The sequence below is a fragment of the Microbacterium sp. bgisy203 genome, from assembly GCF_057706945.1.
The window spans coordinates 41,189-65,951 of record NZ_JBYIPF010000002.1 but is presented as its reverse complement, the minus strand read 5'-3'; the positions used below and the strand labels follow the sequence as shown (position 1 = coordinate 65,951).

Below are 24,763 nucleotides of genomic sequence, written 5' to 3'. Positions count from 1 at the left end.
GGTTCCAAGAAGGCCGAGGCCTTACTTGGCCTTCTCGAGGATCTCGACCAGGCGCCAGCGCTTGGTGGCGCTGAGCGGACGGGTCTCGTCGATGACGACCAGGTCGCCGATGCCGGCGGTGTTCTGCTCGTCGTGGGCCTTCACCTTCGAGGTGCGGCGGATGACCTTGCCGTAGAGGGGGTGCTTCACGCGGTCTTCGACCTCGACGACGATGGTCTTGTCCATCTTGTCGCTGACGACGTAGCCGCGACGCGACTTGCGGTAGCCACGGGCGCCCTCTTCGCGCACGTCGTGCGCGGAGTGCTCGTGACCCGCCTCGACGGGTGCCTCGACGACGGCCTCGGGGGCCTTCTTCGCGGCCGGCTTCTTGGCCGGGGCCTTCTTCTCAGTGGTCTCAGCCATCACTCGGCCTCTTCCTTCGCAGCCTCGTCGGCGGCATCCGCCTTCTTGGCCTTCGTCTTCTTCGCCTTGGTCGCGACCTCGACGGGGGCGGGCGTGGCACGGATGCCGAGCTCGCGCTCACGGATCACGGTGTAGAGCCGCGCGATGTCGCGCTTGACCGCACGGATGCGGCCGTGGCTGTCGAGCTGGCCGGTGGCCGACTGGAAGCGCAGGTTGAACAGCTCCTCCTTGGCCTTGCGCAGCTCCTCGACGAGGCGCTGGTCCTCGAACGTGTCGAGCTCGCTGGGTGCGAGCGTCTTGGTACCGACGGCCATTACGCGTCGCCCTCCTCGCGCTTGATGATGCGTGCCTTGAGAGGCAGCTTGTGGATTGCCCGGGTGAGGGCCTCGCGGGCGAGTTCCTCGTTGACACCGGCGACCTCGAAGAGGACGCGGCCGGGCTTGACGTTGGCGACCCACCACTCGGGGGAACCCTTACCGGAACCCATGCGGGTTTCGGCCGGCTTCTTCGTGAGCGGACGGTCGGGGTAGATGTTGATCCAGACCTTTCCACCACGCTTGATGTGACGGGTCATCGCGATACGAGCGGATTCGATCTGACGGTTCGTCACGTACGCGGGGGTCAGCGCCTGGATGCCGAACTCGCCGAAGGAGACCTTCGTGCCGCCGGTCGCCTGGCCGGAACGGCCGGGGTGGTGCTGCTTGCGGTACTTGACCTTGCGGGGAATAAGCATTATGCCGATGCTCCTTCTGCGACGGGTGCCTCGCTGCGGGGGCCGCGACGGCGGTCGCCACGGTCGTCGCGACCGCGGGACTGCTTGGGCGCGTTGGCCTGCTCGCGCGCGAGCTCCTTGTTGGTGAGGTCGCCCTTGTAGATCCAGACCTTCACGCCGATGCGGCCGAAGGTGGTCTTCGCCTCGTAGAAGCCGTAGTCGATGTTCGCGCGGAGCGTGTGCAGGGGCACACGGCCTTCGCGGTAGAACTCCGACCGGCTCATCTCTGCGCCGCCGAGGCGGCCGGAGACCTGGATGCGGATGCCCTTGGCGCCGGCGCGCTGCGCGCCCTGCAGACCCTTGCGCATCGCGCGGCGGAACGCCACGCGTGCGGAGAGCTGCTCGGCGATGCCCTGCGCGACGAGCTGAGCGTCGGCCTCGGGGTTCTTCACCTCGAGGATGTTCAGCTGGATCTGCTTGCCGGTGAGCTTCTCGAGGTCGGCGCGGATGCGTTCGGCCTCAGCGCCGCGGCGACCGATCACGATGCCCGGGCGGGCGGTGTGGATGTCGACGCGGACGCGGTCACGCGTGCGCTCGATCTCGATGCTGGAGACACCGGCACGGTCGAGCTGCGTCTTCAGCAGGTTGCGGATCTTGATGTCCTCGGCCACGTAGTCGGCGTAGCGCTGTCCGGGCTTCGTCGAGTCGGAGAACCAACGCGACACGTGGTCGGTGGTGATGCCGAGGCGGAAGCCGTACGGGTTGACCTTCTGTCCCATTACTTGCTCGCCTTCTTGGTCTTGGTGCCGGATGCCGCAGCGCCCTCGACCTCGGGGGTCGCGAGCTCGACGGTGATGTGGCTCGTGCGCTTCTTGATCTGGAACGCGCGGCCCTGGGCGCGGGGCTGGAAACGCTTGAGCGTCGTGCCCTCGTCGACGTACGCGTTGCGCACGTACAGGTCCTGCTCGTCCAGGTACTCGCCGTCGCGGTCAGCCTTCACACGGGCGTTGGCGACCGCCGACTCGACGAGCTTGTAGATCGGCTCGCTGGCGCTCTGCGGGGCGAACTTCAGGATGGCAAGAGCCTCCTGAGCCTGCTTGCCCTTGATGAGCGCGACGACACGACGAGCCTTCTGAGGGGTCACGCGAATGTGCTTGACGCGTGCGATGGAATCCACCATGTCTCTCCTCCTCTAGTCCTCTCTGGAACACCACCGCGTCAGCGGCGGCGGCCCTTCTTGTCGTCCTTCTCGTGGCCGCGGAAGGTGCGGGTGGGCGCGAACTCGCCCAGCTTGTGGCCGACCATGGTCTCGGACACGAACACGGGGATGTGCTTGCGTCCGTCGTGCACGGCGATGGTGTGACCCAGCATGGCCGGGATGATCATCGAACGGCGCGACCAGGTCTTGATGACGTTCTTGGTACCGGCTTCGTTCTGCGAGGCGACCTTGCGGAGCAGGTGCTCGTCGACGAAGGGGCCCTTCTTCAGGCTGCGAGGCATCTTCCTCTACTCCTACTTGCGCTTCTTGCCGGCGTTGCGACGACGGACGATGTACTTGTCGCTTTCCTTGTTGGCGTGGCGGGTGCGACCCTCAGCCTGGCCCCAAGGAGTGACGGGGTGACGACCACCAGAGGTCTTACCCTCACCACCACCGTGCGGGTGGTCGACCGGGTTCATGGCGACACCGCGGACGGTCGGGCGGACGCCCTTCCAACGCTTGCGGCCGGCCTTGCCCCAGTTGATGTTCGACTGCTCGGCGTTGCCGACCTCGCCGATGGTCGCGCGGCAGCGCGCATCGACGTTGCGGATCTCACCCGAGGGCAGACGGAGCTGCGCGTACGGGCCGTCCTTGGCGACCAGGCGCACCGCGGCGCCGGCCGAGCGGGCCATCTTCGCGCCGCCGCCGGGGCGGAGCTCGATGGCGTGGATGACGGTACCGGTGGGGATGTTCTTCAGCGGCAGGTTGTTGCCCGGCTTGATGTCGGCCGAGGGACCCGACTCGACGATGTCGCCCTGCTGGAGCTTGTTCGGCGCGAGGATGTAGCGCTTCTCGCCGTCGAAGTAGTGCAGGAGCGCGATGCGCGCGGTGCGGTTGGGGTCGTACTCGATGTGAGCGACCTTGGCGTTCACGCCGTCCTTGTCATTGCGACGGAAGTCGATGACGCGGTACTGGCGCTTGTGGCCACCACCGATGTGACGGGTCGTGATGCGGCCCTGGTTGTTGCGACCGCCGGTCTTGGACAGCGGGCGCAGCAGCGACTTCTCGGGCGTCGACCGGGTGATCTCGGCGAAGTCGGCCACCGACGAACCGCGGCGACCCGGGGTCGTGGGCTTGTACTTGCGAATAGCCATGGTGTGTTGTCCTCTATCCCAGCTGTCAGCCGACGGCCGTGAAGATGTCGATGGTGCCCGACTTCAGCGTGACGATGGCGCGCTTGGTGTCCTTGCGCTTGCCGGTGCCGAAGCGGGTGCGACGGGCCTTGCCGACGCGGTTGAGCGTGTTGACCGAGGCGACCTTGACGCCGAAGATCTTCTCGATGGCGAGCTTGATCTCGGTCTTCGAGGCGCGCGGGTCCACGAGGAAGGTGTACTTGCCCTCGTCGATCAGGCCGTAGCTCTTCTCAGAGACGACGGGCTTCAGGATGATGTCGCGCGGGTCCTTGTTCAGGGAGACGTTCGCGGTGGTCATGCCGAGACCTCCTCGGTCGCGCCGGCCTTCGACGTGACGAACGCGTCGTAGGCGGCCTTGGTGAAGACGATGTCGTCGGAGACGAGCACGTCGTAGGCGTTGAGCTGGTCGAACGTCAGGACGTGGACGTACGCGAGGTTGCGGACGCTCTTGACCGTCAGCTCGTCATCGCGCTCGATGACGACCAGGACGTTCTTGGTGGGCGCGAGCTGCGCGAGGACCGCCGCGGCGGCCTTCGTCGACGGGGCGCCCTCGATGCCGAAGGAGTCGACGATGTGCAGGCGGCCACCCCGGGCGCGGTCGCTGAGCGCTCCGAGGAGCGCGGCGGCGATCATCTTCTTGGGGGTGCGCTGCGAGTAGTCGCGCGGCTTCGGGCCGTGGACGATGCCACCACCGGTCATGTGCGGCGCGCGGATCGAGCCCTGGCGGGCGTTACCCGTGCCCTTCTGCTTGAAGGGCTTGCGGCCGGCACCGGAGACCTCACCGCGACGCTTGGTCGAGTGGGTGCCCTGGCGAGCCGCCGCGAGCTGCGCGACGACGACCTGGTGGATGAGGGGGATGTTCGTCTTGACGTCGAACACGGCGGCGGGCAGCTCGACGGAGCCGGCCTTCTTGCCGTCAGAGTTCACGACGTCGAGCGCGAGAGTCGAGTCAGCCATGATCAGGCACCCTTCACTGCGTTGCGGACGTAGACGATGCGGCCGCGCGCGCCGGGGACGGCGCCCTTGACGAGCAGCAGACCCTTCTCGGCGTCGACGGCGTGCACCGTGAGGTTGAGGACGGTCACGCGCTCGCCACCCATACGGCCGGCCATGCGCATGCCCTTGAAGACGCGGCTCGGGGTCGACGAGGCGCCGATCGAACCGGGCTTGCGGTGGTTGCGGTGCGCACCGTGCGAAGCGGAGACACCCTTGAAGTTGTGGCGCTTCATGACACCCGCGGTGCCCTTGCCCTTGCTGGTGCCGACGACGTCGACCAGCTGGCCGGCCTCGAAGGTGGCGTCGACGGTGAGCTCCTGACCGAGTGAGTAGTCGGAGGCATCCGCCGTGCGCACCTCGGTGAGGTGGCGGCGAGGGGTGACGCCCGCGGCCTCGAAGTGGGCCGTGAGGGGCTTGTTGACCTTGCGCGGGTCGATCTGGCCGTAGCCGATCTGCACGGCGTTGTAACCGTCGCGCTCGGGGGTGCGAACCTGGGTCACCACGTTGGGGGCGACCTCGATGACGGTGACGGGAACGAGCTTGCCGTTCTCGTCCCAGACCTGGGTCATGCCGAGCTTGGTGCCGAGCAGGCCCTTGGAAACCTTGGTGTTGATGTCAGCCATGTCGAACCTCAGAGCTTGATCTCGATGTTGACGTCGGCCGGCAGGTCGAGACGCATCAGGGAGTCGACCGCCTTGGGGGTCGGGTCGATGATGTCGATCAGACGCTTGTGGGTGCGCATCTCGAAGTGCTCGCGGCTGTCCTTGTACTTGTGGGGCGACCGGATGACGCACACGACGTTCTTCTCGGTCGGAAGCGGCACGGGGCCGACGACGGTCGCGCCCGCACGGGTCACGGTGTCGACGATCTTGCGTGCCGACGTGTCGATGACCTCGTGGTCGTACGACTTCAGGCGAATGCGGATCTTCTGTCCCGCCATTGTCTGCTCACTCTCTTTCTCGCGTCATACCTCGCGGGCATTGGACGCACGGGGCGCTTGTGGCGCCGGGCACTACTCTCTCGAGGCGCACCACTGTTCTGATGTCAGTCCCGACCCCGCGCGCACGCGCACGGACCCCGTTACCGGGTGACGTCGGATTGTGTCGTTCTGCTGCCCGCGGCCTAGGCTCTCGCCGGATCCTCTCGGACTCCGGCCGGCCTATGCACTGCCCTGGCAGTGATCCCGCCACGCGCGACCTTGTCGGATCTGCGCACGCAGGAATGTGGAACCTGACTAGTCTACGCGTCGCCCGGGCGTGTCGCAAACCCGGGCGTGTCGCGCGGGTGTAGGCCCTGTGCACGCGATCGAACGCACACGCACCCGGACGTGGGGGCGGGAGGGGCGGGTCTTGGGGGAACCCCGCCCCTCCCGCGCCTGAGGCGCGCCTTACAGCGTGCCCGCTTCGCGTCGGCGGCGACGGATCACCAGCACCGCACCGGTCCCCGTCACGATCGCCGCCAGGGCGCCCCAGAGGATCCAGATGGGCGTCGTGCCACCGGTCGCCGGCAGGAGCGAGACGAGGATGACGGCGTCATCGCTGTCCCGGCCCGCATCCGTCGGGTCTCCGAATGTGTGGTAATCGACGATCGCGACGTTGGTGATCGCTCCTGTCGGTGCGGTCTTGCTCACCTCGGAGGCCAAGGTGATCTGCGGTGCGGTGTCACCGTCACGCCCCGCCACCTGCAGCGGACCGAACAGCTCACAGGTCAGGGTGCCTCCGTAGCCCGAGGAGCTCTGGCCCGTCACCGCACAGGTCTTCCAGTTCGGGAACACGCTGTCGTCGCCCTTGCCGGCCCAGGTGACGTTCGTCACCTTGATCGTCGCGGGGATCGCGTCGGTCACGACGACTCCGTCGGCGGCGCTGTCGTCGCTGACGTTGCGGACGTCGATCGTGTAGCTGAACGGATCGCCCGGCATCGCCTTCTGCGTCGACGCGGTCTTCTCGATCTCCACCTTGGTGTGGCGGGGCACGATGCACTCGGGCGTCGCGGGCGGGTAGGCCACCTCGAACTGGAGCTCCGGGTTGACCGACAGCGTCACGGTGGACTCACCGCGCCACGCGAAGTCGAGTTCGCTCGGGTCGAGGATCAACCCGTTGAACACGTACTCCGCCTGCTGCGCGGGCGTCATCACCGTCGACGTCCCCGGCAGGAAGAACCCTCCGCCGGGCGCGTAGTCGGCTGCGCGCAGCGGCCGCCATCCCGGGTCGTCGATCGAGATGCCCGACGGCGTGAACGCCGAACCCGGCCAGCGGATCTCGTTCGTCCAGGTCGTCACCGACGGCGGCGCCTGCAGCGACACGTCCGCCGGCGTCGTCGTCGGAGTGCCGCTGTTCGGCGTCCAGAGGAAGTCGATCGGCAGCGAGGCGAGCGACGCCGACTTCTGCACCGTCCAGCCCAGGAGCGGCGCATCGGCCACGCAGCGCGTGTACACCGTCGCGGTGATATCGCGCGTCGTGATCGTGTTGTCGTCGCAGTCGAGCGTGCCGTCCTGGTCGGAATCGACGCAGGCCGTGTTCGTGAGCTCGTCGATCGGCGCCGCGGGCGTGGGCGCCGCGGCATCACCGACGATGTCTTCCACCGTGGTCGGCGCCGGCAGGAACTCCACCGTGATCCGGACCTCCACCGACTGGCCGACGGCGAGCGACGCGATGGTGAGATCGACGTCGTTGCCCGTGTAGCCGGGTGCGGTCCAGGTCACGCCGCCCGACACCGTCAGCCCCTGGATCTCCAGGCGGTCGTTGATGTCGGAGTCGGTGACGTGCACGCCGGTCGCGGCGCGCGTGCCGTTGTTGCGCACGGTCAGGACGTAGTCGAATGTGTCGCCCGGCTGGACGGTCGTCTGGTCGCCCGGGAGATCGGCATCCTTCTCGATCGTCACCTCGTCCCAATCGACCGATCCGCACGCCCGGTCATCGGTCGTGTAGTCGCCGATGGTCAGCGCCACACGGTTCCAGACGGCGATGCCGGTGTCGCCCTCGCCGCACGATTCGAACTCGCTCGGCAGCTCGGTGACCTCGATGTCGGCCCACACCCGGTAGGTGTGGGTGACGGTTCCGGCCTCTCGCTCGTCCGCGGTGAATTCAGCGCCGCTGACGAGCTTCCACTCGCCGGTCCCGTCGAACGTGGGCTCGTCGATCGTCAGATCGGACGGGCTCACCGCTTCGGCGTGCCAGTCACCGACGCGCTCCAGGCCCGACGCCAGCGGCTGCGGGTCTTCGGTCAGGCTGTAGCCGAGGTTCGACACGGGGTCGCCGTCGACCGGAGCGGGTGCCGTCACCGTCACGAGGTAGCTCACACGCTGCGAGCCGTCGGGGTTGTCGGTGGTCGTCGCCGCGGACTTCACGACGGTCGGCACCTGCGGCTCGGCGCAATCGAACGCCTTCGCCTCACGCCCACCGGAGGTGAGCAGCGCCGTGTTCAGGAAGCCGCCGGCTTCGGGACCGCCCTCGCCGCGCAGGCAGCTCAGCGTGCCCTCTTCGATCGCCCCCGCCGAGACCGTCGCCTTCACGGTGACCGTGTAGGTGTGGCTCGTGGCCGGAGCGATCGTCTCCCCCGTCGCGAGCGTTGCGCTCCCGTCGGTGAACGTTCCCGACTTGTGGCCGGAGAAGGATGCCGAGGTCACGGTGATCCCGTCACCGAACTCCAGCGTGTCGGTCAGGTCGTACTTCGCCTTCTGGTTCTCGGCGTTCGCCGCGAGGGATGCGACGACGTCGTACGTGATCGTCCAGATGCCGCTTCCGGCATCCTGCGTGACGCTCGTCACGGTCTTCGCGACCGTCGGGTAGTACCGCGGCAGGAGCGGCACGCAGTCCGCGTCGTCCTGCACGACGCTGCCGAAGGTGACCGAGGCCGTGTTGAAGAGGCCGTGACCGGGCTCTTCGGTGCATGCGGTGTTCGCAGGATCGAAATCGCTCGTCCGCTCGACGCGCCACGTCATCGTCCAGGTCTGCACCTCGTTCGCACCGATCGCCACGTCCGTCGCGAACGGCACGCCGCTCGTGACGCTCACCGGTGCGCCCGGCGTCGGAGTGACCGCCGTGGCCGTGCCGCTGATCAGGGTGAGGCCCGGAGCGAACGCGGGCGTGTCGCTCAGGTCGTAGTACCCCGGCGTCGATCCTCCCGTGACGGTCAGCAGGTAGGTCACGTCGTACTGGTCGGGGTCGGCCGCCTGCACCACGCTCTGCGCCTGCTTCACGATCTTCGGGAAGGACGGCTCGGAGCAGTCGTGCGCCGAGGTCGTCTCTCCGGCCGCGGTGACGGTGGCGACGTTGAGGAAGCCGCCGGCCTCCGGCACGCGTCCGTCGTCGCAGGTGAGCGTCTCGCCGGTGAAGGCCGCCTGGTCGATCGTGGCGTACGCCGTCACCGTGTAGGTGTCGACGGCGTTCTTCGCGATCGCCCGGTCGGTGGCCAACTGCGCCGTGGTCGAGGAGCCGAAGGACCCGGTCGTCGGACCGGTCCAGCCCGACGCCGCCGTGTCGACGACGATGTCGCCGCCGAAGGTCAGGGTGTCGCTGAGCGAGTAGGTCGCGGTCAGCTCGTCGTCGCCGGTCACGACGACGTCGTAGGTGATCTTCCAGCGCCCGTCGGCCTGCAGGGCGGTGGAGGTCACCGTCTTGCTGAGGGTGACGGTCGGAACCGTCACGCTCACGCAGGCGTCGTCCGTCGAGGAGCCGATGCCGTTCGTGACGGTTGCGGCGTTCTGGAACCCGCCGGTGCCGTCCTCCTGGCAGGCGAGGTCTGCCGGGTCGGCCGTCGCGGCGAGCGCATATGTGGCGCTCACCGTGTAGGTGTGCTGCGCGCCGGCGCCGATGAACCCGCTCCCGAGCGATCGCGAACCCGCCCATGCCGTGTTCGCGACCGCCGTGTCGGAGCTTCCGCCGCCGGTGATCTGCGGGTCCGCGATCGTCCAGCCGGTGACCTTCGTGGCCCCGGCCGGGAGGTCCGCGGCGACGTCGCTCAGCGTGTAGGCGAGAGCGATCTTCTTCGGGTCGTTGTTCTGCACCTTCACGGTGTAGGTCACCGTCCAATTGCCGGTGGCCGGGTCCTGCACGGCGGCGCCCGTCTTGACGACGCTCGGCTTGATCGGCACGCCGCACGCGTCTGCGTGGTCGCTGCCGCCGAGGTAGGTCACGGCGACCGTGTTGTAGAAGCCGCCCGAACCGCTCTTGCCATCCTCGGCCTCGGTGCAGACAGTCGCCGTCTTCTCGTTGAAGGCGTCGCCCGTCTTGGCCTTCACCACGACGCGGTACGTCCAGTTCACCGGAGTGCCGACCGGGGCGATCTCGGCGCCAGGCGTGCCGCCGACCCACTCCTGCGAGACGATCTCGAAGCTCGCGTCGGGCTTCGGGGTCTCGGTCAGGGTGTAGGGAGCGGCAGACGTGCCCTCGTTGGTGACGGTGATGAGGTAATCGATCTGCCAGTTGCCGTCGGTGAGCTGCTGCACCGTGCTGGTGCTCTTGGCGACCGAGACGGGAGAGAAGGTGAACGTCGTGCACGCCTCGTCATCCGTGCTGCCGAGTCCGTTCGTGACGGATGCCTCGTTCCAGATCCCGGTCCGCGTGCCCTCGCTCGAGCAGGTCAGCTGATCGAGATCGGTCGTCGGCGCGATCGCCAGCGTCGCCGTCACCGTGTACGCGTGGCTCGCGCCGGCGGGAAGGGTGCCGGTGGCGAAGACGCCGCCGGTTGCGCCGCTCCACGCGGGGTCGAGCGTCGCGGTACCGCCCTCCAGATCGGCGGGTCCGCTCACCGCCCAAGCGGTGGCCGTCACGCCCGTCGGGAGCGTCGTCGGCGGATCGTCCGTCGCCGTGTAGGCGAGCGGGATGCCGGAGCCGTTGGTGACCGTGACCGTGTAGCTGATCTGCCATCCGGCCGCGCTGTAGGTCGCGGCGGCGGCGGTCTTGGTCACCGTCGGGGTCGCGGGCACACCGCAGCCGGCGTCGGAGGCGGTGCCACCGGGGAAGGTGACCGTGGCGACGTTGTAGAACCCGCCGCCGGGCGTCTCCCCCTCGGTGGTGCAGCGGAGGGCCCCTTCGAGCTCACTCGGCGTCGCGTCGGAGGCATCCGCCGTGGCACTCACGCGGTAGGTCCACGTCGTGCTGGCGCCCGCCGCGAGGGTGCCCTCGGCAGTCGCGACGGATGTCGTCGACCCCTCCGCCGTCCAGGGCGTCGGGCCCACGACCGGGGTGAAGACGGCGTCGAACTGCGGAGTGTCGGCGAGCGTGTAGGCCGCTTCGGCGGTCGAGCTCTGGTTCGTCACCGTGACCTCGTAGCTGAGGTCCCACGTGCCGTCGGCGAGCTGCGCGACGGTCGCGTCGGACTTGACGATGCCGACCTTCGGAGGAACGACCGAGGTGCACGCGTCGGAGGAGTCGCCTCCGACGCCGTTGGTGACGGTCGCGTTGTTCCAGAAGCCCTTCGTCGGGGCGGTCGGCGAGCAGGCGAGGTCGGCGGGGTTCGCGTTCGCGCCCACCGTGACGAGGTTCGACACCGTGTACACGTGCGTCGCGCCCGTCGGGATCAGCCCGGTCGCCAGTTGCGTGCTGCCGGTTCCGCCGGTCCAGCCTGCGGTGAGCGAACCCGAACCGCCGCCGGCGATCGTCGGGCCCGTGGCCGTCCAGCCGGCGCCGGTGACGTTGGCCGGGAGCGCCGCCGGGGTGTCCGAAAGCGTGTACGCCAGCGTCTTTCCGGAGGTGTTCGCGACCGTCACCGTGTACGAGATCTTCCACTGCGTGGCCGAGACCTGGGTGGTCGCCTGCGCCGTCTTGGTGACGGTCGGCGTGCCGGGCTGGCTACAACCGAGGTCGCTCGCCGTACCGCCCGGGAAGGTGACGACCGCCTTGTTCGAGAAGGCTCCCGTCTCGGCCGGGGTGCACGTGAGCTGCGGATCCTTCACGGTCGCATCGAACGACGCGATGATCCGGTAGGTGTAGTTCTGCGTCGCACCGCCGGCGATCGGCGTGTTCGCGATCGGTGCGGTACCCCATGCGCCGCTGACCACGGTGAAGCCCGTACCCAGCTGCGGCACATCGGTGAGCGTGTAGACCGTCGCCACCGTCGGGCTCGTGTTCGTCACTGCGATCGTGTAGTCGATCTGCCAGGTGCCGTCCGCGAGCTGCTGCGTCGCCGCGGCTGTCTTCGCCACCGTCACCGGCGGCGTCGTGACCGTCACACAAGCCGTGGCGTCACGGGTCACCTCACCAGAGACGACCGAGGCCTTGTTGCGCAGACCTCCCTCCGCGGCGCAGTCGCCGAGGGGCGTCGCGGCGGAGCTCGGCACGAGCGTCGCGCTCACCGTGTAGGCGTAGGAGGTGGTCGCCGGCACCGCACCGGTGTAGATCGTGCCGGTTGTCCCCGGCGCGAAGCTGGATGCCGCCGGCGCCGGCGCCGTCCCGACCGCCGCGACCGCCCACGAGGCCGGAGCGTAGCTCCAACCCGACGGTGCCGCCGGGAAGGCATCCTTCAGCGTCACCTGGAGCGGACCCGCGCCGGGGTTGGTGGCCGTTACCGTGTAGGCGACGTTCCACGAGCCGTCCGCGTTCTGCGTGGGCGCGCTCGCCGTCTTCGTGACCATCGGGAACCAGGGCTGGGCGCAGTCGTCCACCGTCGTGGAGTCGCCACCGGAGGTCAGCGTCGTCGTGTTGCGGAACGCCCGCGTCGGCGACGTCGACGTGCACACGCTCGTGCCCGCGTCGGCGGCGGTCGCGGAGACCGTGGCCTTGACTGTCACCGTGTAGGTCGTGCTCGTGTTCGGCGCGAGCGAACCCGCCGGGTTCAGCACCTGGCTACCGGTCAGCGTCGAGAACGTCCCATTGGTCGGACCCGTCCACGCGGCGGCGGTCGGCGTGATGCCGGCGCCGAAGGAGAGCTTGTCGCTCAGCGAGTAGAAGTAGGTCGATGTCGCCGACGTGTTCGTCACGACGATGTCGTAGGCGATCTCCCAGGAGCCGTCGGCCTGCTGCTTCGGCCAGCCGGCCTTGACGTTCTTGACGACCGTCGCGGTCGCGGGGATGGCCGTGTTGGTGATCTCACACGTGATGTCGGTGCCGACGAGCGCCTTCACCGTGTTGGCGGTCTGCATCTCGAACGGGAGCTTCGTGCCGGTCTTGTAGCAGGCCCATGTTCCCGGGGTGTAGCCCGAGGGTCCGCCCGTCTCATCGAGGGTGTAGACCGCGTTCCCCTTGACCGCGCCGCTGATGGAGGCGGTCGTGCCGGTCGCCGGGAGGCTGACGCCGGTCACCGAGGGGTTTCCCGTGCTGGTCGCCGACAGCGTCCACGCGCTCGCGTTGGCGGATCCGACGCCGCCCTTGTTGTCGACGTTCTTGACCAGGGTGAGCTTCGGTGCCGTGTCGGTGTTGGTGAACTGGCAGACGACGGCGCCGCCCTCGGGCACCGTGACGTCGGAGGTCACCGGCGCATAGGTGCCGCCGTTCACCGAGCACTCGATGCCAGTGAGCGCATAACCCGCCGGGCCGCCGGCGAGCTCCGTCAGGGCGTAGGCCTTGGGGGCGACGTACTTCGTCTGACCCGAGTCGAACAGCACCGCGCCGCCTGCTGCGGGCTTCGCCTGCAGGAGCTGGTTCCAGTCCGCTGCGACGGCCGTGCCCCCGTTGGGCGACTTCACGACCTTGATGAGGGTCAGCGAGGCGCGCTGCGCCTCATTGGTCACGGTGAACGAGGCGGTCTTCGCGTCGCTCGTCACCTTGACGGTCGCCGGCGAGACGACGGGCGCCTTCCACGTGTACGACGGGTCACCGAAGACACCGTTCGACGGCGAGTTCTCGGTGATCGAACACGTCGACGTGAGCGGGATCTGCGTCCGCGGGCCGGTGTACGAGACCGTGCCGGGGACGAGGCCGACGAAGGTGACGCTCCAGGTGCCGGAGGTGTCGTCGGCGGTGCCGGTCGGGTAATCACAGGTCCAGGTCCCGGAGAAGGTCGCGGTGCCGGTGAAGCCGGTCGGCATCCCCTTCAGGGCCTTCGTGACATCCAGCGAGCCGTACACACGCTTGGTGGTGTTCTTGATGTTCAGCGTCGCGGTCTGGTTCTTGACGATCGTCACCGAGGCCGGGTTCACGGTACCCGTGACGTCCCAGGCGTAGGAGTCATCGACGAGGCCGCCGACGGGCGCCTTCTCGGTGACGGTGCAGCTGCTTCCGACGGGGATGCCCGAGATCACCACAGGGGTCGTCGGCGAGAGCGCAGCGAAGGGCCCGGCGAAGCCCACGCCGCAGTCGTAGGTACCTGAGAAGGTCGTGCCGGGCGCGACACCACCCGCTCCGCCGATCGTCTTCGTGATCTGCAGCGACCCCACCGAGCGCGGGTTCCGGAACTCGATGACCTTCGTCGTCGCCGTCTCCGCCGCGCCGATCGTCACGACCTGCGCGTTCGGGGTGGAGATGTCGTATCCGTCGGGTGCTTGGACCTCTTCGATCTTGTAGGTGCCCCAGCCGAGCGCGTTCCAGGTGTAGGAACCGCCGGCGGCGGTCACCGGGGTGCCGATGTTCTGCCAATTGCCCGAACCGGTGTCGCGGGAGAGCTGGAACTTGGCGCCGTCGAGGAGCGTGTCTCCGGTCAGGCCCTTCTTGAGGACGGTGAGCTTAGCCGGCTTCTGCGTGTTCACGATCGTGCAGGTGACGTCGGCGCCGGCGGCGAGGGTCACCGTCGATCCGGTCCCGACCTTCACTCCCGAGTCGCATGTCCACGCGCCTGCCGTGTAGCCGGCGGTCGGACCGACCTCGTTGAGCGTGAAGGGCGTGCCCGACTTCACAGACTGCTTCGCGGTCGCCGCGAGCGTGCCATCGGTTCCGATTGCCGTGGTCGTCGACACCCAGCCCGCGGCACCGCCGACCGTGAGTGTCCAGGCGGTGGCCGGGTCCACGGCGCCGCCGGCGCTGACGACCTGCTTCTTGAGGGTGAGCTTGGCCATGTTCGACACGTTGGTGAACGTGCAGGTGAGTGTGGTTCCTGCCGCGGTCCCCGCCGGCACCGTGAAGGTTCCGACGCCGCCGGTGAGGGTGACGCTCGCTCCGTTGCAAACGAGAGTGGTGTTGTAGTCTGCCGCGGACCCGGTGGTGAACGTCTCCTTCAGCTCGACCTGGTCGCCCGGGTTCACGCGCACGGATGCCGCTGTGGTCGCGCCGCCGTTGACGCTCGTCCCCACGGTGGTGAGGGCCGCCCCGTTCGTCTTGTTGGTGGCGGTGAGTGAGACCGCGTCACCCGGCGAGCCGCCCGTCCAGGCCTTGGTCAGCGTGAGTGTCGAGACCGAGGTGTTCGTGATCGTGCACGAGATGCCGCCGGCACTGATGTCTCCGGTGAATGTGCCTCCCGGCTCGCTCGTGCCGGTGTTCGTCACGGTGAGGGTGTTGCCGCCCTGCGTGCAGACGAGGTTCTTCCCGTTGCTCGGCACGACCGCGAAGCCCGGCTTCTGCTGCTCGACGACGGTGAACGTCTGTGCGCCGGGGCTCAGGGGGCCGAAGATCGCCTTGCCGTTGGAGTCGGTCGCCTTCGTGCTCGCCGCGGCGCTTCCGACGGTGGCCTTGATGTTCCATCCGCTGGCCGGCGTGGTGGAGCCGTTTGCGCCCTGCACCTGCTTGGTCACCGTCAGCGAACAGTTCGCCAGCAGCGTGGCGTACAGCGCGTCGCCGAAGTTGCTCGAGCTGGCGAGGTAATAGTCGGAGTTCAGTGCCGTGCCCGAGATCGCACGGATGTTCTCGGCGCCCCCGTCGACCCCGATGCCGATCGTGACGATACGGGTCTTACCACCGCGTCCGTTGTCCATCGACTTGATGGCGTTCGCCGAGAAGATGCCGTTCGAGATGTTGTCGAAACGTGTGCGGCTCTGGTTGCCGTTCCCGCTGCGGTCGTAGGTCGGGTTTCCGTCGGTGAGCACGACGACGAGGTCGTAGGCATCCGAACCTCGGTTGGTGACCGCCTGGTAGAGACCCTGATCCCAGTTGGTACCGCCGCTGGCGGACAGGGAGTTGATACCCGACGTCAGCGCCGAGTAGCTGGACGTGAGTCCGGTGATCTTCGTCGCGTCACTGGCGAAGGAGTAGAGGGCGATCTTGGTCGATGTCGCCGGGGTCGACCCCGATCCGATGAGCGAGGTGACCACGTTGTTCGCGGCGGACTTCAGGTTGGCGAGCTTCGCGCCCGACATCGACCCGGAACGGTCCATGATCATCGCGATGTTGAGACCGCAGACGTTCGGCATGCTGTTGTTGTTCAGCGACGTCGCCCACGGGTTGAGGAACGGGTCTCCGTCGGAGTCGCCGTCGTAGCTGCCACCGATGGTCGTGCCCGGCACCGTCGTCACACCTGCGGGAAGGGATGCGGTGCGGAACGAGTACGGAGTAGAGGTTCCCGACGCCGAGCCGCCGTAGTCGAGGTTCGCGTTCATGTACCAGCCGGCCGGAGCACCGGTCTGCGTGATGTCGTACCGGGTGCCCACGACGGCGTCCGAAATCGTGCAGACGCCTGCCGCGTCGCTCGTACAGGTGAGGGTCGCCCCTCCGCCGACCGGCTTCGCCTGGAAGCCCGATCCCGCAAGCGGCGAGATTGCGGTGGAGGAGTTCGCGGTGCGCGTACCACCCACGTTGATCTTGATCGTCGCCGTCGCTGCAGCGAGCGGTGCCGCCGGCGGGGCGACGAGCGACCGCGCTTCGGGCGATGTCGGCGAGGTCGACGGCGTCGGCGTCGCGGCGTTCGTGCTGGGGGCGGGGCTCGGAACGTCAGGCGACGGCGGTGTCGTCTCCGGCGCGGTCGGCTTCTCCGGCGCGGGCGGCGTCGTCGGCTCAGCCGGCGTCGTCGGTTCCGGCGCCGGGGTCGTCTCGTCCTGCGACGTCGCCGTGTCGCTCGGCGCCGGAGTCGGCGCCTCGTCGGCGATCGCCGGCGTCATTCCCGCGAACACGAGGGCGCCCGCGAGCAAGGCCGAAATGCCCCCCGCGTACCAGCGGTGTCGGAGCACCAGCCGGTCATCACGCCGCGCGCGCGCCCGCACAGCACGCTGTGTCTTTCGCGACGAAGAAACCCCAAAACCGTCACGAGCAGTGCCCATGTTCCCCACGACCTGTCACTGATCGGAGGAACAGCCCTCGTCCCCCCGAAGTGAACGAGCCCCCACAGCCCGTCCAGTCGGCGACACCCCCCGGCATCAGCACGACCATTCCCGACGCTAAGGGATCTTTCAGGTTTCGTCAAGTCACCGAGATACGACGCCCCGCACGAAGCGCGGCACGTACAGGGAGGGGGTGGATGCCGCGGCATCCACCCCCTCTCGCGTCGTCCTGACGGACGATACCGAACTCCTCGCTCGGCCTACTTCTCGGTGCCGATCTGCTCGTCCACCTTTCGGCGGACCTCGTCGATCTGTGAGTCGGCCGAGTCAGGGAGGATCTTCTTCGCGAACCCTGTCACGGTGTCCAGAATGGTGTCGCTGATCTGCTCGGCCTGCTCCGAGTTCAGCGCTCCCCCGACGGATTCGGTGATCCGCTCGTAGGCCTCTTTCGTCTTCTCGACGGCGCCGTCGACGGCATCCTTGCCCGTGTTGACGGTGTTCTCTGCTGCCATGGTCTCCCCCTTCGTCTGAGCGGACCAGCGCGGGCCGCGTCTTCATTGTGGTCAAGCGGAAGGTCGGACTCCAGGGTCGCTTTCCGCGCTCGACCGAGCCCGGCGTCGCGCAGCGCGCCATCGGGCGGCGAGCGCGATCGCGACGCCGAGCGCGGCACCCATGGAGTTCGCCAGGACGTCCGACGCGGTCGCGTACCGGGCCGACAGGAACAGCGCCTGGGCGATTTCGACGACAAGCGAGAGCACTGGCCCGGTAAGGAACATCACCGGCCACCAGCGCAACGGCAGCAGGAGCCCGAACATCAGACCCGCGGGGACGAACAAGGCGATGTTCGCGGAGAATTCGATCAAGCCGTAACCCACGAACGCCGGGACGCCGCGTTCGTGGAGCTCGACGATGATCCTGGCGATGATGCGCTCGAAGGGCCGATCCACGGGTGTCGGCCAGAATGCGACGGTGAGCAGAAGGATGCCGTAGAGCACGGCGATGATCCACGCCGATCTGCGTCGGGTGCGTCGAGCCCGTGCATCGCGGGAGCCCGCGATGGTCAGTGCGCTCCCTGGCCCGGCATCATGACCGCGCGCACCGTGCGGAAGAGGATCACGACATCCTGCATGAAGGACCAGTTCTCCACGTAGTAGAGATCGAGTCGGAGCGCGTCGTCCCAGGAGAGCATCGATCGCCCGCTGACCTGCCACAGGCCGCTCATACCCGGCTTGACCAGAAGCCTGCGCTTCGCCGCGTCGTCGTACAGCGCGACCTCGCCTTCTCGTTGCGGGCGGGGGCCGACAAGGCTCATCGTGCCCGCCAGGACGTTGAACAGCTGGGGCAGTTCGTCGATCGAGTGCTTACGAATCACGCGACCCACGCGGGTGACCCTCGGATCGTCCACGACCTTCTGCAGAGGTCGTGTCGTCATCCCCTGCAGGTCGAGCAGGCTGGCCAGCTGATCGTCGGCATCGGCGATCATCGAACGGAACTTGAGCATGCCGAAGGGCTTTCCCTGGCGGCCGACCCGCGTCTGTCGGTACAGCACCGGCCCCTTGCTGTCGCTCCGAACCGCGATCGCGGCGACGGCCATGACCGGCGACGTGAGCACGATGAGAAGCGAGGCGGCGACGATGTCGAACACGCGCTTGATGAAACGCCGGTAGCCCACCAGCGCCGGATACTCGACGTGCACGAGCGGCAGACCCGCCGCGGGTCGTGTGTGGATGCGGGGACCTGCGACATCGGTCAGCTGCGGGGCGACGACGAGGTTCGCGTCGCGGTCCGCGAGCGCCCCTCCCAGTCGGCGGATCACCACAGGATCGATCTCGTCCGCGCCCACGAGGATGACGGTGTCGGCGTCGACGGCGTCGAGCGCCGCGATCGCTGTCGCGAAGGTACCGACGACGGGTACGCCTTCGACGACGCCCGACCGTGACGAGTTCGTCACGACACCCACGATGTCGAAACCCGTTCCCGAGGCGCGTCGGATCGCCGAGACGATGTGCGCGGACTTCTTGGGCTCGCCCAGCACGATGGCGCGATAGACGTACTTTTTCGCGCTCTGCTGCGCTCTGAGCCATTGTCGCCAGACCCATCGCGACACGATCAGTGCGAGCGTGCCGAGCGGGATCACCCCGATGAGCAGCGCGCGGGAGACGTCGATTCGGAGGAAGAATGCCACCGAGACGAGCACGGCGAATAGCGCGACGCCGGCGTTGGCTATCCGCGCATACTCCTGCGTGCCGTTACCCACGATGTGCCGGTCGCGCGTATCGAAGATGCTGAGGGCGATCAGCCACAGAACATCGACGGCGACGATGACGGCCCAATACGGCACGTCGGGTCCGTCCGCCCACGAGACGGTGGTGTATTCGAGCGGGATTGCCACGAGCCGGAAGACGACGAAGATCAGGACGAGGACGGCGAGGTCGCTGTAAACGAGCCAACTCGCGTATCGCTCGGGCCAGTCTCGCGCTCCCCGACGCAAGGGGACCTTCAGCGGGGAGCGGCGAGCGCGTGGCTCTCGTGTGCGCACTCGTACTCCTGCTCGCCGTCCGATCCCAGTGAAGGCCTCGCGTTCGACGGTCGATCTTCGCGCGCCGTGCAGGGACTGGTGCGCGAAGAGATGACTGCTGGCGAGCACCCAATCGGCATCCCTGCGCGGCAACAGGTGCCACGCCGCCGGCATGAACGGCACAGCGGCGGCCTTGTTCCGGCGTAGCGGCGTGCGAGCGAGCACCGTCTCCCGCACCCCGTGAAACCGACCGTCACTGTCGTTCCACAGGCAGAATCGCTCGGCATCCGGAAACGTCTGCGACAAGACCTCGAACACATTCTCCGAACCACCGTGGCGTGAAAGCCACTCATGGATCAGGATGCCGGGCACGCGCCCCATCCTACGGATACGGGCGCGGCTACTCTCCCGCGTTGCGCAGCACCCGCGGCGACCGGCGCGGCGCGCGCCCCATCAGCCAGACGTAGAGCGCGAGCGCCGCGAGCACCGCAGCCCCGATCACGGCCCACCAGGGAAATCCCGGGACGTCAGGATGCGCGCCCGCCGCCTGCACATCCTCGATCGGGGTCGGGGTCACCCGCTCCCCCGTCACGAGAATGCGCTGGCTGTTGATGCCGAGCGGAGTACACGTCACCAACGTCACGAGATCCGCACCGCGCACGGGATACAACGTCTCGGTGTCGGAGGGTTCGACGACCTCGATCTCCGTGACCCGGTACGTGAGCACCTCCCCGAACACCTCGATGGTGAAGGTGTCGCCCTTCGCAACCCGGTCCAGATGTGTGAACAGCTCGGCATCCGCCAATCCGCGATGTCCGGTGAGGACGGAGTGGGTACCCTCGCCGCCGACCGGGAGAGCGGTCCCCTCGAGGTGGCCGACACCGCGCAGCAGCGTCGCGTCGCTCGTGCCGTGGTAAATGGGCAAGTCGACGCCGATGGAGGGGATCTTCAGCCGGGCCATGAGGCCCGTCGTGTCGGCCCGGAGCGTGTCCTCGTAGGCGGGTCCGGACGTCGCCGAGCCCTCACCCTCCGGGACGTTCGAGAAAGCGGCCAGAGACGCGGCTCCCCCCTCGAGGAAGGCGTTGTAGCGGCGTGCCTGCACGAGTGCCGCACCGAGCCCGGTCGGCGGTTCCTGGTCGATCTCGGCGCTCAGCCTCTCGATGACTTCCGACTGCGTCTTCTGGTGGAACCACGCCGCCACCGTCGGGTATAGGAGAGTCGCGGTGCCGCACAGTGCGATGACGGCGACGAGCACCGCAAGCCACGAAACCCGCCACCCCGTGCGGGACGGCTCGTCGCGCGAGGCGGTCGGGTCGGCAGCGTCGGACCTCGCGGGGGGAGATGTCATCATCGGGGCGGTCTCACGGGCTCGGGAGAATGCCTCGGGTGACGAAACGAGGGCCGCTTCGTCACCCGAGGACGGGAGGTCAGCGCTGAGCCGACCGGCGACGCATCGCCACGATCGCTACGCCGAGAGCGACGAGGAGCAGACCGCCGCCGAGGAAGAGCAGCGTGCGCGCTCCATCACCGCCGGTGATCGGGAGCTCGAACGCCGGCTTCTGCGGGTCAGCGACGCTCTGAGCGACGGGGGTCGCGACCTGCCCGTCCGCCGTGAGCGTCACCGCGAACGCGGTCTCGTTCAGGTCGTAGCCGGCGGGCGCGGTGAGCTCGTGCACGTAGTACACCTTCGTCTGCCCCGGGGTGTTCGACACGAACAGGCCGGGGATGCGGACCGTTCCATCGGCGCCCGTGCGGAACTCGTCCGCGCCGTTCACCGAGACGCGGTTGGTGTCGGCGAGTGCGTCGGCCTCCGAGGTGTAGACGCCGAAGACGGCGCCTTCGAGCGTCTTGGCCGCATCGCCCTCGGTGTGCTTGGTGATGAGGATGCTCCCCCAATAGGTCGTCGCCTGGTTCGAGGTGATCCCGTTCGTGTGGTTGGGGTCGTTGATGAAGGCGGATGCCTGGTTCACGACAGCGCCCGCGGCGACGACCTTCGTCGAGAAGCTGAACGAGATCGTCTTGCCCTGGTGCGCGGCAAGGGCGCTGAGAGCCGGCGACAGGGCGACGTTCTGCCCCGACGTCGTGTCCGTGACGGCCACGGCGGTTCCCGCGACCGATGCCGTCGCCGATCCTGCGACGTACTGCAGCTTGGCATCGAGCACGTCGGTGACATCGAAGTCGGAGAACGAGTCGCCGGCGGTGAGGAACGGGATTTTCACGTCGATGGTCCATGTCAGCGTCGCGCCGAGCCCGAGGCCGGACGGCGCCGCGACCGACTTGGCGACGGCCGACAGCGAGTTCTTCGGGTACACGTGCACGTCGGTGTTCCAGGTGCCCGCGGTGGTGGGGATCGGGACCGTGACCACGAACGGGGCCGCGGTCATCGTGATGTGGGCCGGACTCCCGTCGGGGAGCTTCGCGGCGGGGCTCGCGACCTCCGTCACCAGGTAGGCGCCGATCGGGAGCGTGCTGGACACCGCACCCGATGTGCCCGTGGTGACGCTCGACGCGGCGCCCAGGCTGCCGGCCGGGATCGTGGACGGCGACGCTGCGTATCCTGACGCGGCATCCCATCCCGCGTTCGTCTGCAGATCGACGGAGGTGATCCGCTGGACCGTGAATGTCACACCCGACAGGGCGACCCAGGAGCTCGTCGTCGCGCTGCTCAGGGGCGCCCCCGAGTCGTTGGCCGCGCCCGAGGTCGCGGGCTGCTCGAACTTGTGGATGGTGAGTGTTCCGTTGCCAGTCGGCATGTTGCCGGGAGCGGCCGAGGCGGGCGCCGCGGCGGCGAGGACGCCCACCATCGCGAGCGCCGCCGCGGCGACGGCCACGATCGTTCGACGCGTTGTACCGCGCCGTGATGTCTTCTGCATGGTTTTCCTTCTTCTCTCCGGGGGTCGGGTGCTCGGGTGAGCGGGGTGATGATGTGACGGGGGGTCAGGCTGCGCGACGACGCCGGAGCCACACCCACGTCGAGGCGAGGAGCGCGAGCGCGAGCGCCCCTGCCCCGACGATCGTGAAGGCGTCTGCGCTCGCTCCTCCCGTGAGGGGGAGCGTGATCGCCGGAGGGCGGTCATTGACGAAGCGGTAGGTCGCCGAAGCGCCCGCCGCCGGCGCGGTGATCTGAGAGCTCGACAGCGTCACCCACGTTCCGTTCTCGTATCGCTGCAGCGACCGCTGGCGATAGGCGAGCGCGGACTGCGGGTCGGTCAACGCTTCTGCGAGCGTGTACACGTGTCCCGGCCGCACTTCGAATGTGTTGGCAGGCGCAGCGCTTTCGGCGCCGACGGCGGAGACGGATGTCAGCCCGGGGAAGCTCTGCGGGGTCGCGGTGATCGTCCAGTCACCCGGGGTGAGTCCCGACGAGACGACGTGCTTGAGCAAGGTGATCCGTGCCGTCGAGTAGACGATTCGACAGGTTGCCTGCGTTCCGCGCGTGAGCGTCACCGCACCGGCCGTCCCCACCGTGATGGATGCGTTGTTCTGATCCACGCACGTCCAGGTCGACGGGGTGTACTGCGCAGGGCCGGCGCCCGCCGCCAGCTGATATGCGGACGCGGGGGTCACGGCGATTGCGGTCGCTCCCGGCGCGCCGCTGACGCCGACGGGGCCAGGCAGGCTGCCGGCGGCACCTGTCGCGCTCAGCGTCCAGGAGGTGGCGGGCGCTGAACCTTGCGACTCCGCGATGAGCGTCAGCGTCGTTTTGGGGTATGCGGTGTTCGTGTACGTGCAGGTCACGGAGTTGCCCTTGGCGAGCGTGAGCCTGCCGGCGCTGATCGTTCCGGCGGAAGTGCCCGCCGTGGTCGTCAGCGACCAGCCGCTCGTCGAGCCGGCGTCGGCAGTGCAGGTGAGTCCGGTCCAGGCGTATCCGTGCACCCACGGGTTCGCCGGACCGGCCTCGGACAGTGCATACGCGCCGACTGCCACCGGTGTCTTCTTCCCCTGCCCGGTGCCGACAGCCACCGACGATGACCCCGCGCCGGTGAGCGTCCAGTCGGCCGGCACTGAGGTTGCGCCGGTAGATCCGTTGACCACGGTCTTGACGAGTGTGATGTAGGGCGGTGTGTACGTGACAGTGCACTGGAGGAACTGCCCCGCGGAGACACGAGAGAAGCCATTCGACGTGCTGGGGGGCGGTGTGGCGCTCGTCGTCGTCGCGCTCGGCCACCAGATGCGGCTGCTGCTGTTCGGGTCCGTCTTGTAGCACTGCCAGGCCGCGGTGTATGAGCCCGAGAGGCCCCCGGACGACGTGGATGTGCCGAACGTCACCGGTGTTCCCCCCGCCTGCACGAGCAGAGGGACGCCTCCGTTCGTCGCCGACGTCGATACTGCACCGGTCCAGACCGCGGGCGCCGACGTCATCGTGACGCCGAAGTCTGTGCTGTCCGGCGTGGTCCCGTCGGTCCCCACGATGCGATCTGCGACCGCGACCGTGGCTTGCGCGCGCGCGATGATGATTCCGAAAGCTGTTCCCTGCAGGCCGCTCCCCTTCATCGTCGTCGTGATGCTGAACGGCGTGCTCCCCGTCGCCGAGGGAGATACCTGAAGCATGGGCGTACCGGTCTTGGTCGAGCTCGTATTCGCCGCGCACGAGGCCGTCGTGGCCGTGCCATTGATCGCGGGGGTGAAAGCCGCCGGGCACGCGTTGCCCATCGTCCCCGCCTGCGTCGTCGCGCCCGGTGTGTTGGGCAGCCAGGCGAAGTTCGTACCGCCCTGACGCGACCACGAGATCTCTTCCCCGCTGTCAGTCGTCTCCGAGTCCGCGACGACCATCGAGTATCCCTTTGTTGCGACGCCGGCGCTCGTGAGGGTGATCTGCGAGAGGGTGACGGTCGTCTGGCCGCCATTGCCGCTCTGGTACAAGGCAGGGTTGCCGGCGACGCCCGAATAGAATCCCGCGTTGCCGAGGAAGGCGCCGCCCCAGGTCGGGAAGCTGTGACCGCTGACGACGCGCCCCGCGGCGTTACTCCCGGTGATCGAGAGGTTCGCTGTCAGCTCATAGCCTCCGGACAGCGTGACGGTAAGCGGATAGTTGCTGACGTTGCCGTAGAGCTTCCCGTTCGCGGACGTGAGCTGCGAAGCGGAGGTGACGCTGCCGTAGGCGGCGCCCAGCACGCTCGCGTAGGTGTTGTTGCCGGTCGAACGGTACTCAGTCGTCAGGGGAGCGCCTCCGACGGAGAAGTCCAACCAGCAGAGCGTCTCGGCGTAGGCGCCGGTTCCCGGGGCCGCGTAGCCGCACCCCGCCGCAGATTCATCGGCCGCGGCGGCGAGCGGCATGACCAGGGGCGCCGCCGCCACGTCCGCCGCACCAGGTGCCACGGAGGCAGACGTAGCTGTGGACTCGGTTGTCGATGCCGCGGGCGAAGGCGCGACCGGCGACTCAGTGGCCGAAGCAGGAAGCGGCACCAGAGCCGCAGCACCCATCGCGAGAGCAACACACGCGGCAGACAGCGCGACGCGCGCGCGCGAAGAAACAGAAGGCATGGTCTCCCCCAGGAGGCCACCGGCCGGGGGGACCGTGGCAGAGATAGATCAGCGCGCTTCGGGGGCGCGCAGATGAGATTATTCTCACGTATATATCGCTGCGTCGCGACAGCTTGAGCGAATCTTGTGCCACTCGTGCGCCCGGCCTTCGACAGCCCTCTCCCGCCAGCGACGAAGGCCCCCGGGTTTCCCCGGGGGCCTT

At 68.2% G+C, this 24,763-nt stretch carries 18 protein-coding genes; all 18 read right to left on the bottom strand.

The genetic code is table 11. The features are described from left to right. Positions 1–21 precede the first annotated feature (21 nt). The 18 genes from rpsQ to AC3ENQ_RS03590 all read right to left on the bottom strand — a co-directional run bounded on the left by rpsQ (position 22) and on the right by AC3ENQ_RS03590 (position 24,396). On the bottom strand, positions 22–402 hold the full coding sequence (gene rpsQ, locus AC3ENQ_RS03675) for a 30S ribosomal protein S17 (protein ID WP_431801842.1): 381 nt from the start codon (positions 400–402) through the stop codon (positions 22–24). After that, positions 402–716, bottom strand: a complete 315-nt coding sequence (gene rpmC, locus AC3ENQ_RS03670) for a 50S ribosomal protein L29 (protein WP_431801841.1) — start codon at positions 714–716, stop codon at positions 402–404. Before rpmC ends, rpsQ begins: the two co-directional genes overlap by 1 nt. After that, positions 716–1,135 carry a 50S ribosomal protein L16 gene (gene rplP / locus AC3ENQ_RS03665; RefSeq protein ID WP_018171451.1) on the bottom strand — a complete coding sequence of 140 codons (420 nt, stop codon included), beginning with the start codon at positions 1,133–1,135 and terminating at the stop codon, positions 716–718. The genes rpmC and rplP overlap by 1 nt, the downstream gene beginning before the upstream one ends. Continuing rightward, a complete protein-coding gene (rpsC, locus tag AC3ENQ_RS03660; RefSeq protein WP_431801838.1) occupies positions 1,135–1,893 on the bottom strand; it encodes a 30S ribosomal protein S3 in 759 nt (252 codons plus the stop codon). The genes rplP and rpsC overlap by 1 nt, the downstream gene beginning before the upstream one ends. Next, positions 1,893–2,294: a 50S ribosomal protein L22 gene (rplV, locus tag AC3ENQ_RS03655; RefSeq protein WP_431801836.1), complete on the bottom strand. Its 402-nt coding sequence runs from the start codon at positions 2,292–2,294 to the stop codon at positions 1,893–1,895. The genes rpsC and rplV overlap by 1 nt, the downstream gene beginning before the upstream one ends. A gap of 38 nt (positions 2,295–2,332) precedes the next feature. Next, complete coding sequence (rpsS, locus tag AC3ENQ_RS03650) at positions 2,333–2,614, bottom strand: 30S ribosomal protein S19 (protein ID WP_288784074.1); 282 nt, start codon at positions 2,612–2,614, stop codon at positions 2,333–2,335. A 12-nt stretch (positions 2,615–2,626) separates the two neighbouring features. Further along, positions 2,627–3,466 (bottom strand): 50S ribosomal protein L2, encoded by an 840-nt coding sequence (gene rplB, locus AC3ENQ_RS03645; protein ID WP_431801834.1) that lies wholly within the window; start codon positions 3,464–3,466, stop codon positions 2,627–2,629. A 25-nt stretch (positions 3,467–3,491) separates the two neighbouring features. Next, complete coding sequence (gene rplW / locus AC3ENQ_RS03640) at positions 3,492–3,803, bottom strand: 50S ribosomal protein L23 (RefSeq protein WP_431801832.1); 312 nt, start codon at positions 3,801–3,803, stop codon at positions 3,492–3,494. Next, on the bottom strand, positions 3,800–4,462 hold the full coding sequence (gene rplD, locus AC3ENQ_RS03635) for a 50S ribosomal protein L4 (RefSeq protein WP_431801830.1): 663 nt from the start codon (positions 4,460–4,462) through the stop codon (positions 3,800–3,802). Before rplD ends, rplW begins: the two co-directional genes overlap by 4 nt. 2 nt (positions 4,463–4,464) lie before the next feature. Then, positions 4,465–5,124 (bottom strand): 50S ribosomal protein L3, encoded by a 660-nt coding sequence (rplC, locus tag AC3ENQ_RS03630; RefSeq protein WP_431801828.1) that lies wholly within the window; start codon positions 5,122–5,124, stop codon positions 4,465–4,467. Positions 5,125–5,132: 8 nt separating this feature from the next. Next, the gene (rpsJ, locus tag AC3ENQ_RS03625) at positions 5,133–5,441 is read right to left on the bottom strand and encodes a 30S ribosomal protein S10 (protein ID WP_005050520.1); all 309 of its coding nucleotides are present in this window, start codon (positions 5,439–5,441) and stop codon (positions 5,133–5,135) included. Between the two features lie 447 nt (positions 5,442–5,888). Further along, entirely contained in the window at positions 5,889–16,469 is a 10,581-nt protein-coding gene (locus tag AC3ENQ_RS03620; RefSeq protein WP_431801822.1) for a DUF5979 domain-containing protein, read from the bottom strand. A gap of 350 nt (positions 16,470–16,819) precedes the next feature. Continuing rightward, entirely contained in the window at positions 16,820–17,071 is a 252-nt protein-coding gene (locus tag AC3ENQ_RS03615; protein ID WP_431801820.1) for a hypothetical protein, read from the bottom strand. 51 nt (positions 17,072–17,122) lie between these two features. After that, on the bottom strand, positions 17,123–17,554 hold the full coding sequence (locus tag AC3ENQ_RS03610) for a VanZ family protein (protein ID WP_431801819.1): 432 nt from the start codon (positions 17,552–17,554) through the stop codon (positions 17,123–17,125). 65 nt (positions 17,555–17,619) lie between these two features. Next, positions 17,620–19,050: a sugar transferase gene (locus tag AC3ENQ_RS03605; protein WP_431801817.1), complete on the bottom strand. Its 1,431-nt coding sequence runs from the start codon at positions 19,048–19,050 to the stop codon at positions 17,620–17,622. Positions 19,051–19,477: 427 nt separating this feature from the next. Continuing rightward, the gene (locus AC3ENQ_RS03600) at positions 19,478–20,428 is read right to left on the bottom strand and encodes a class C sortase (RefSeq protein WP_431801815.1); all 951 of its coding nucleotides are present in this window, start codon (positions 20,426–20,428) and stop codon (positions 19,478–19,480) included. Positions 20,429–20,504: 76 nt separating this feature from the next. Next, positions 20,505–21,950 (bottom strand): SpaH/EbpB family LPXTG-anchored major pilin, encoded by a 1,446-nt coding sequence (locus AC3ENQ_RS03595; RefSeq protein WP_431801814.1) that lies wholly within the window; start codon positions 21,948–21,950, stop codon positions 20,505–20,507. 64 nt (positions 21,951–22,014) lie between these two features. Next, positions 22,015–24,396: an LPXTG cell wall anchor domain-containing protein gene (locus AC3ENQ_RS03590; RefSeq protein WP_431801812.1), complete on the bottom strand. Its 2,382-nt coding sequence runs from the start codon at positions 24,394–24,396 to the stop codon at positions 22,015–22,017. Positions 24,397–24,763: the final 367 nt, after the last annotated feature.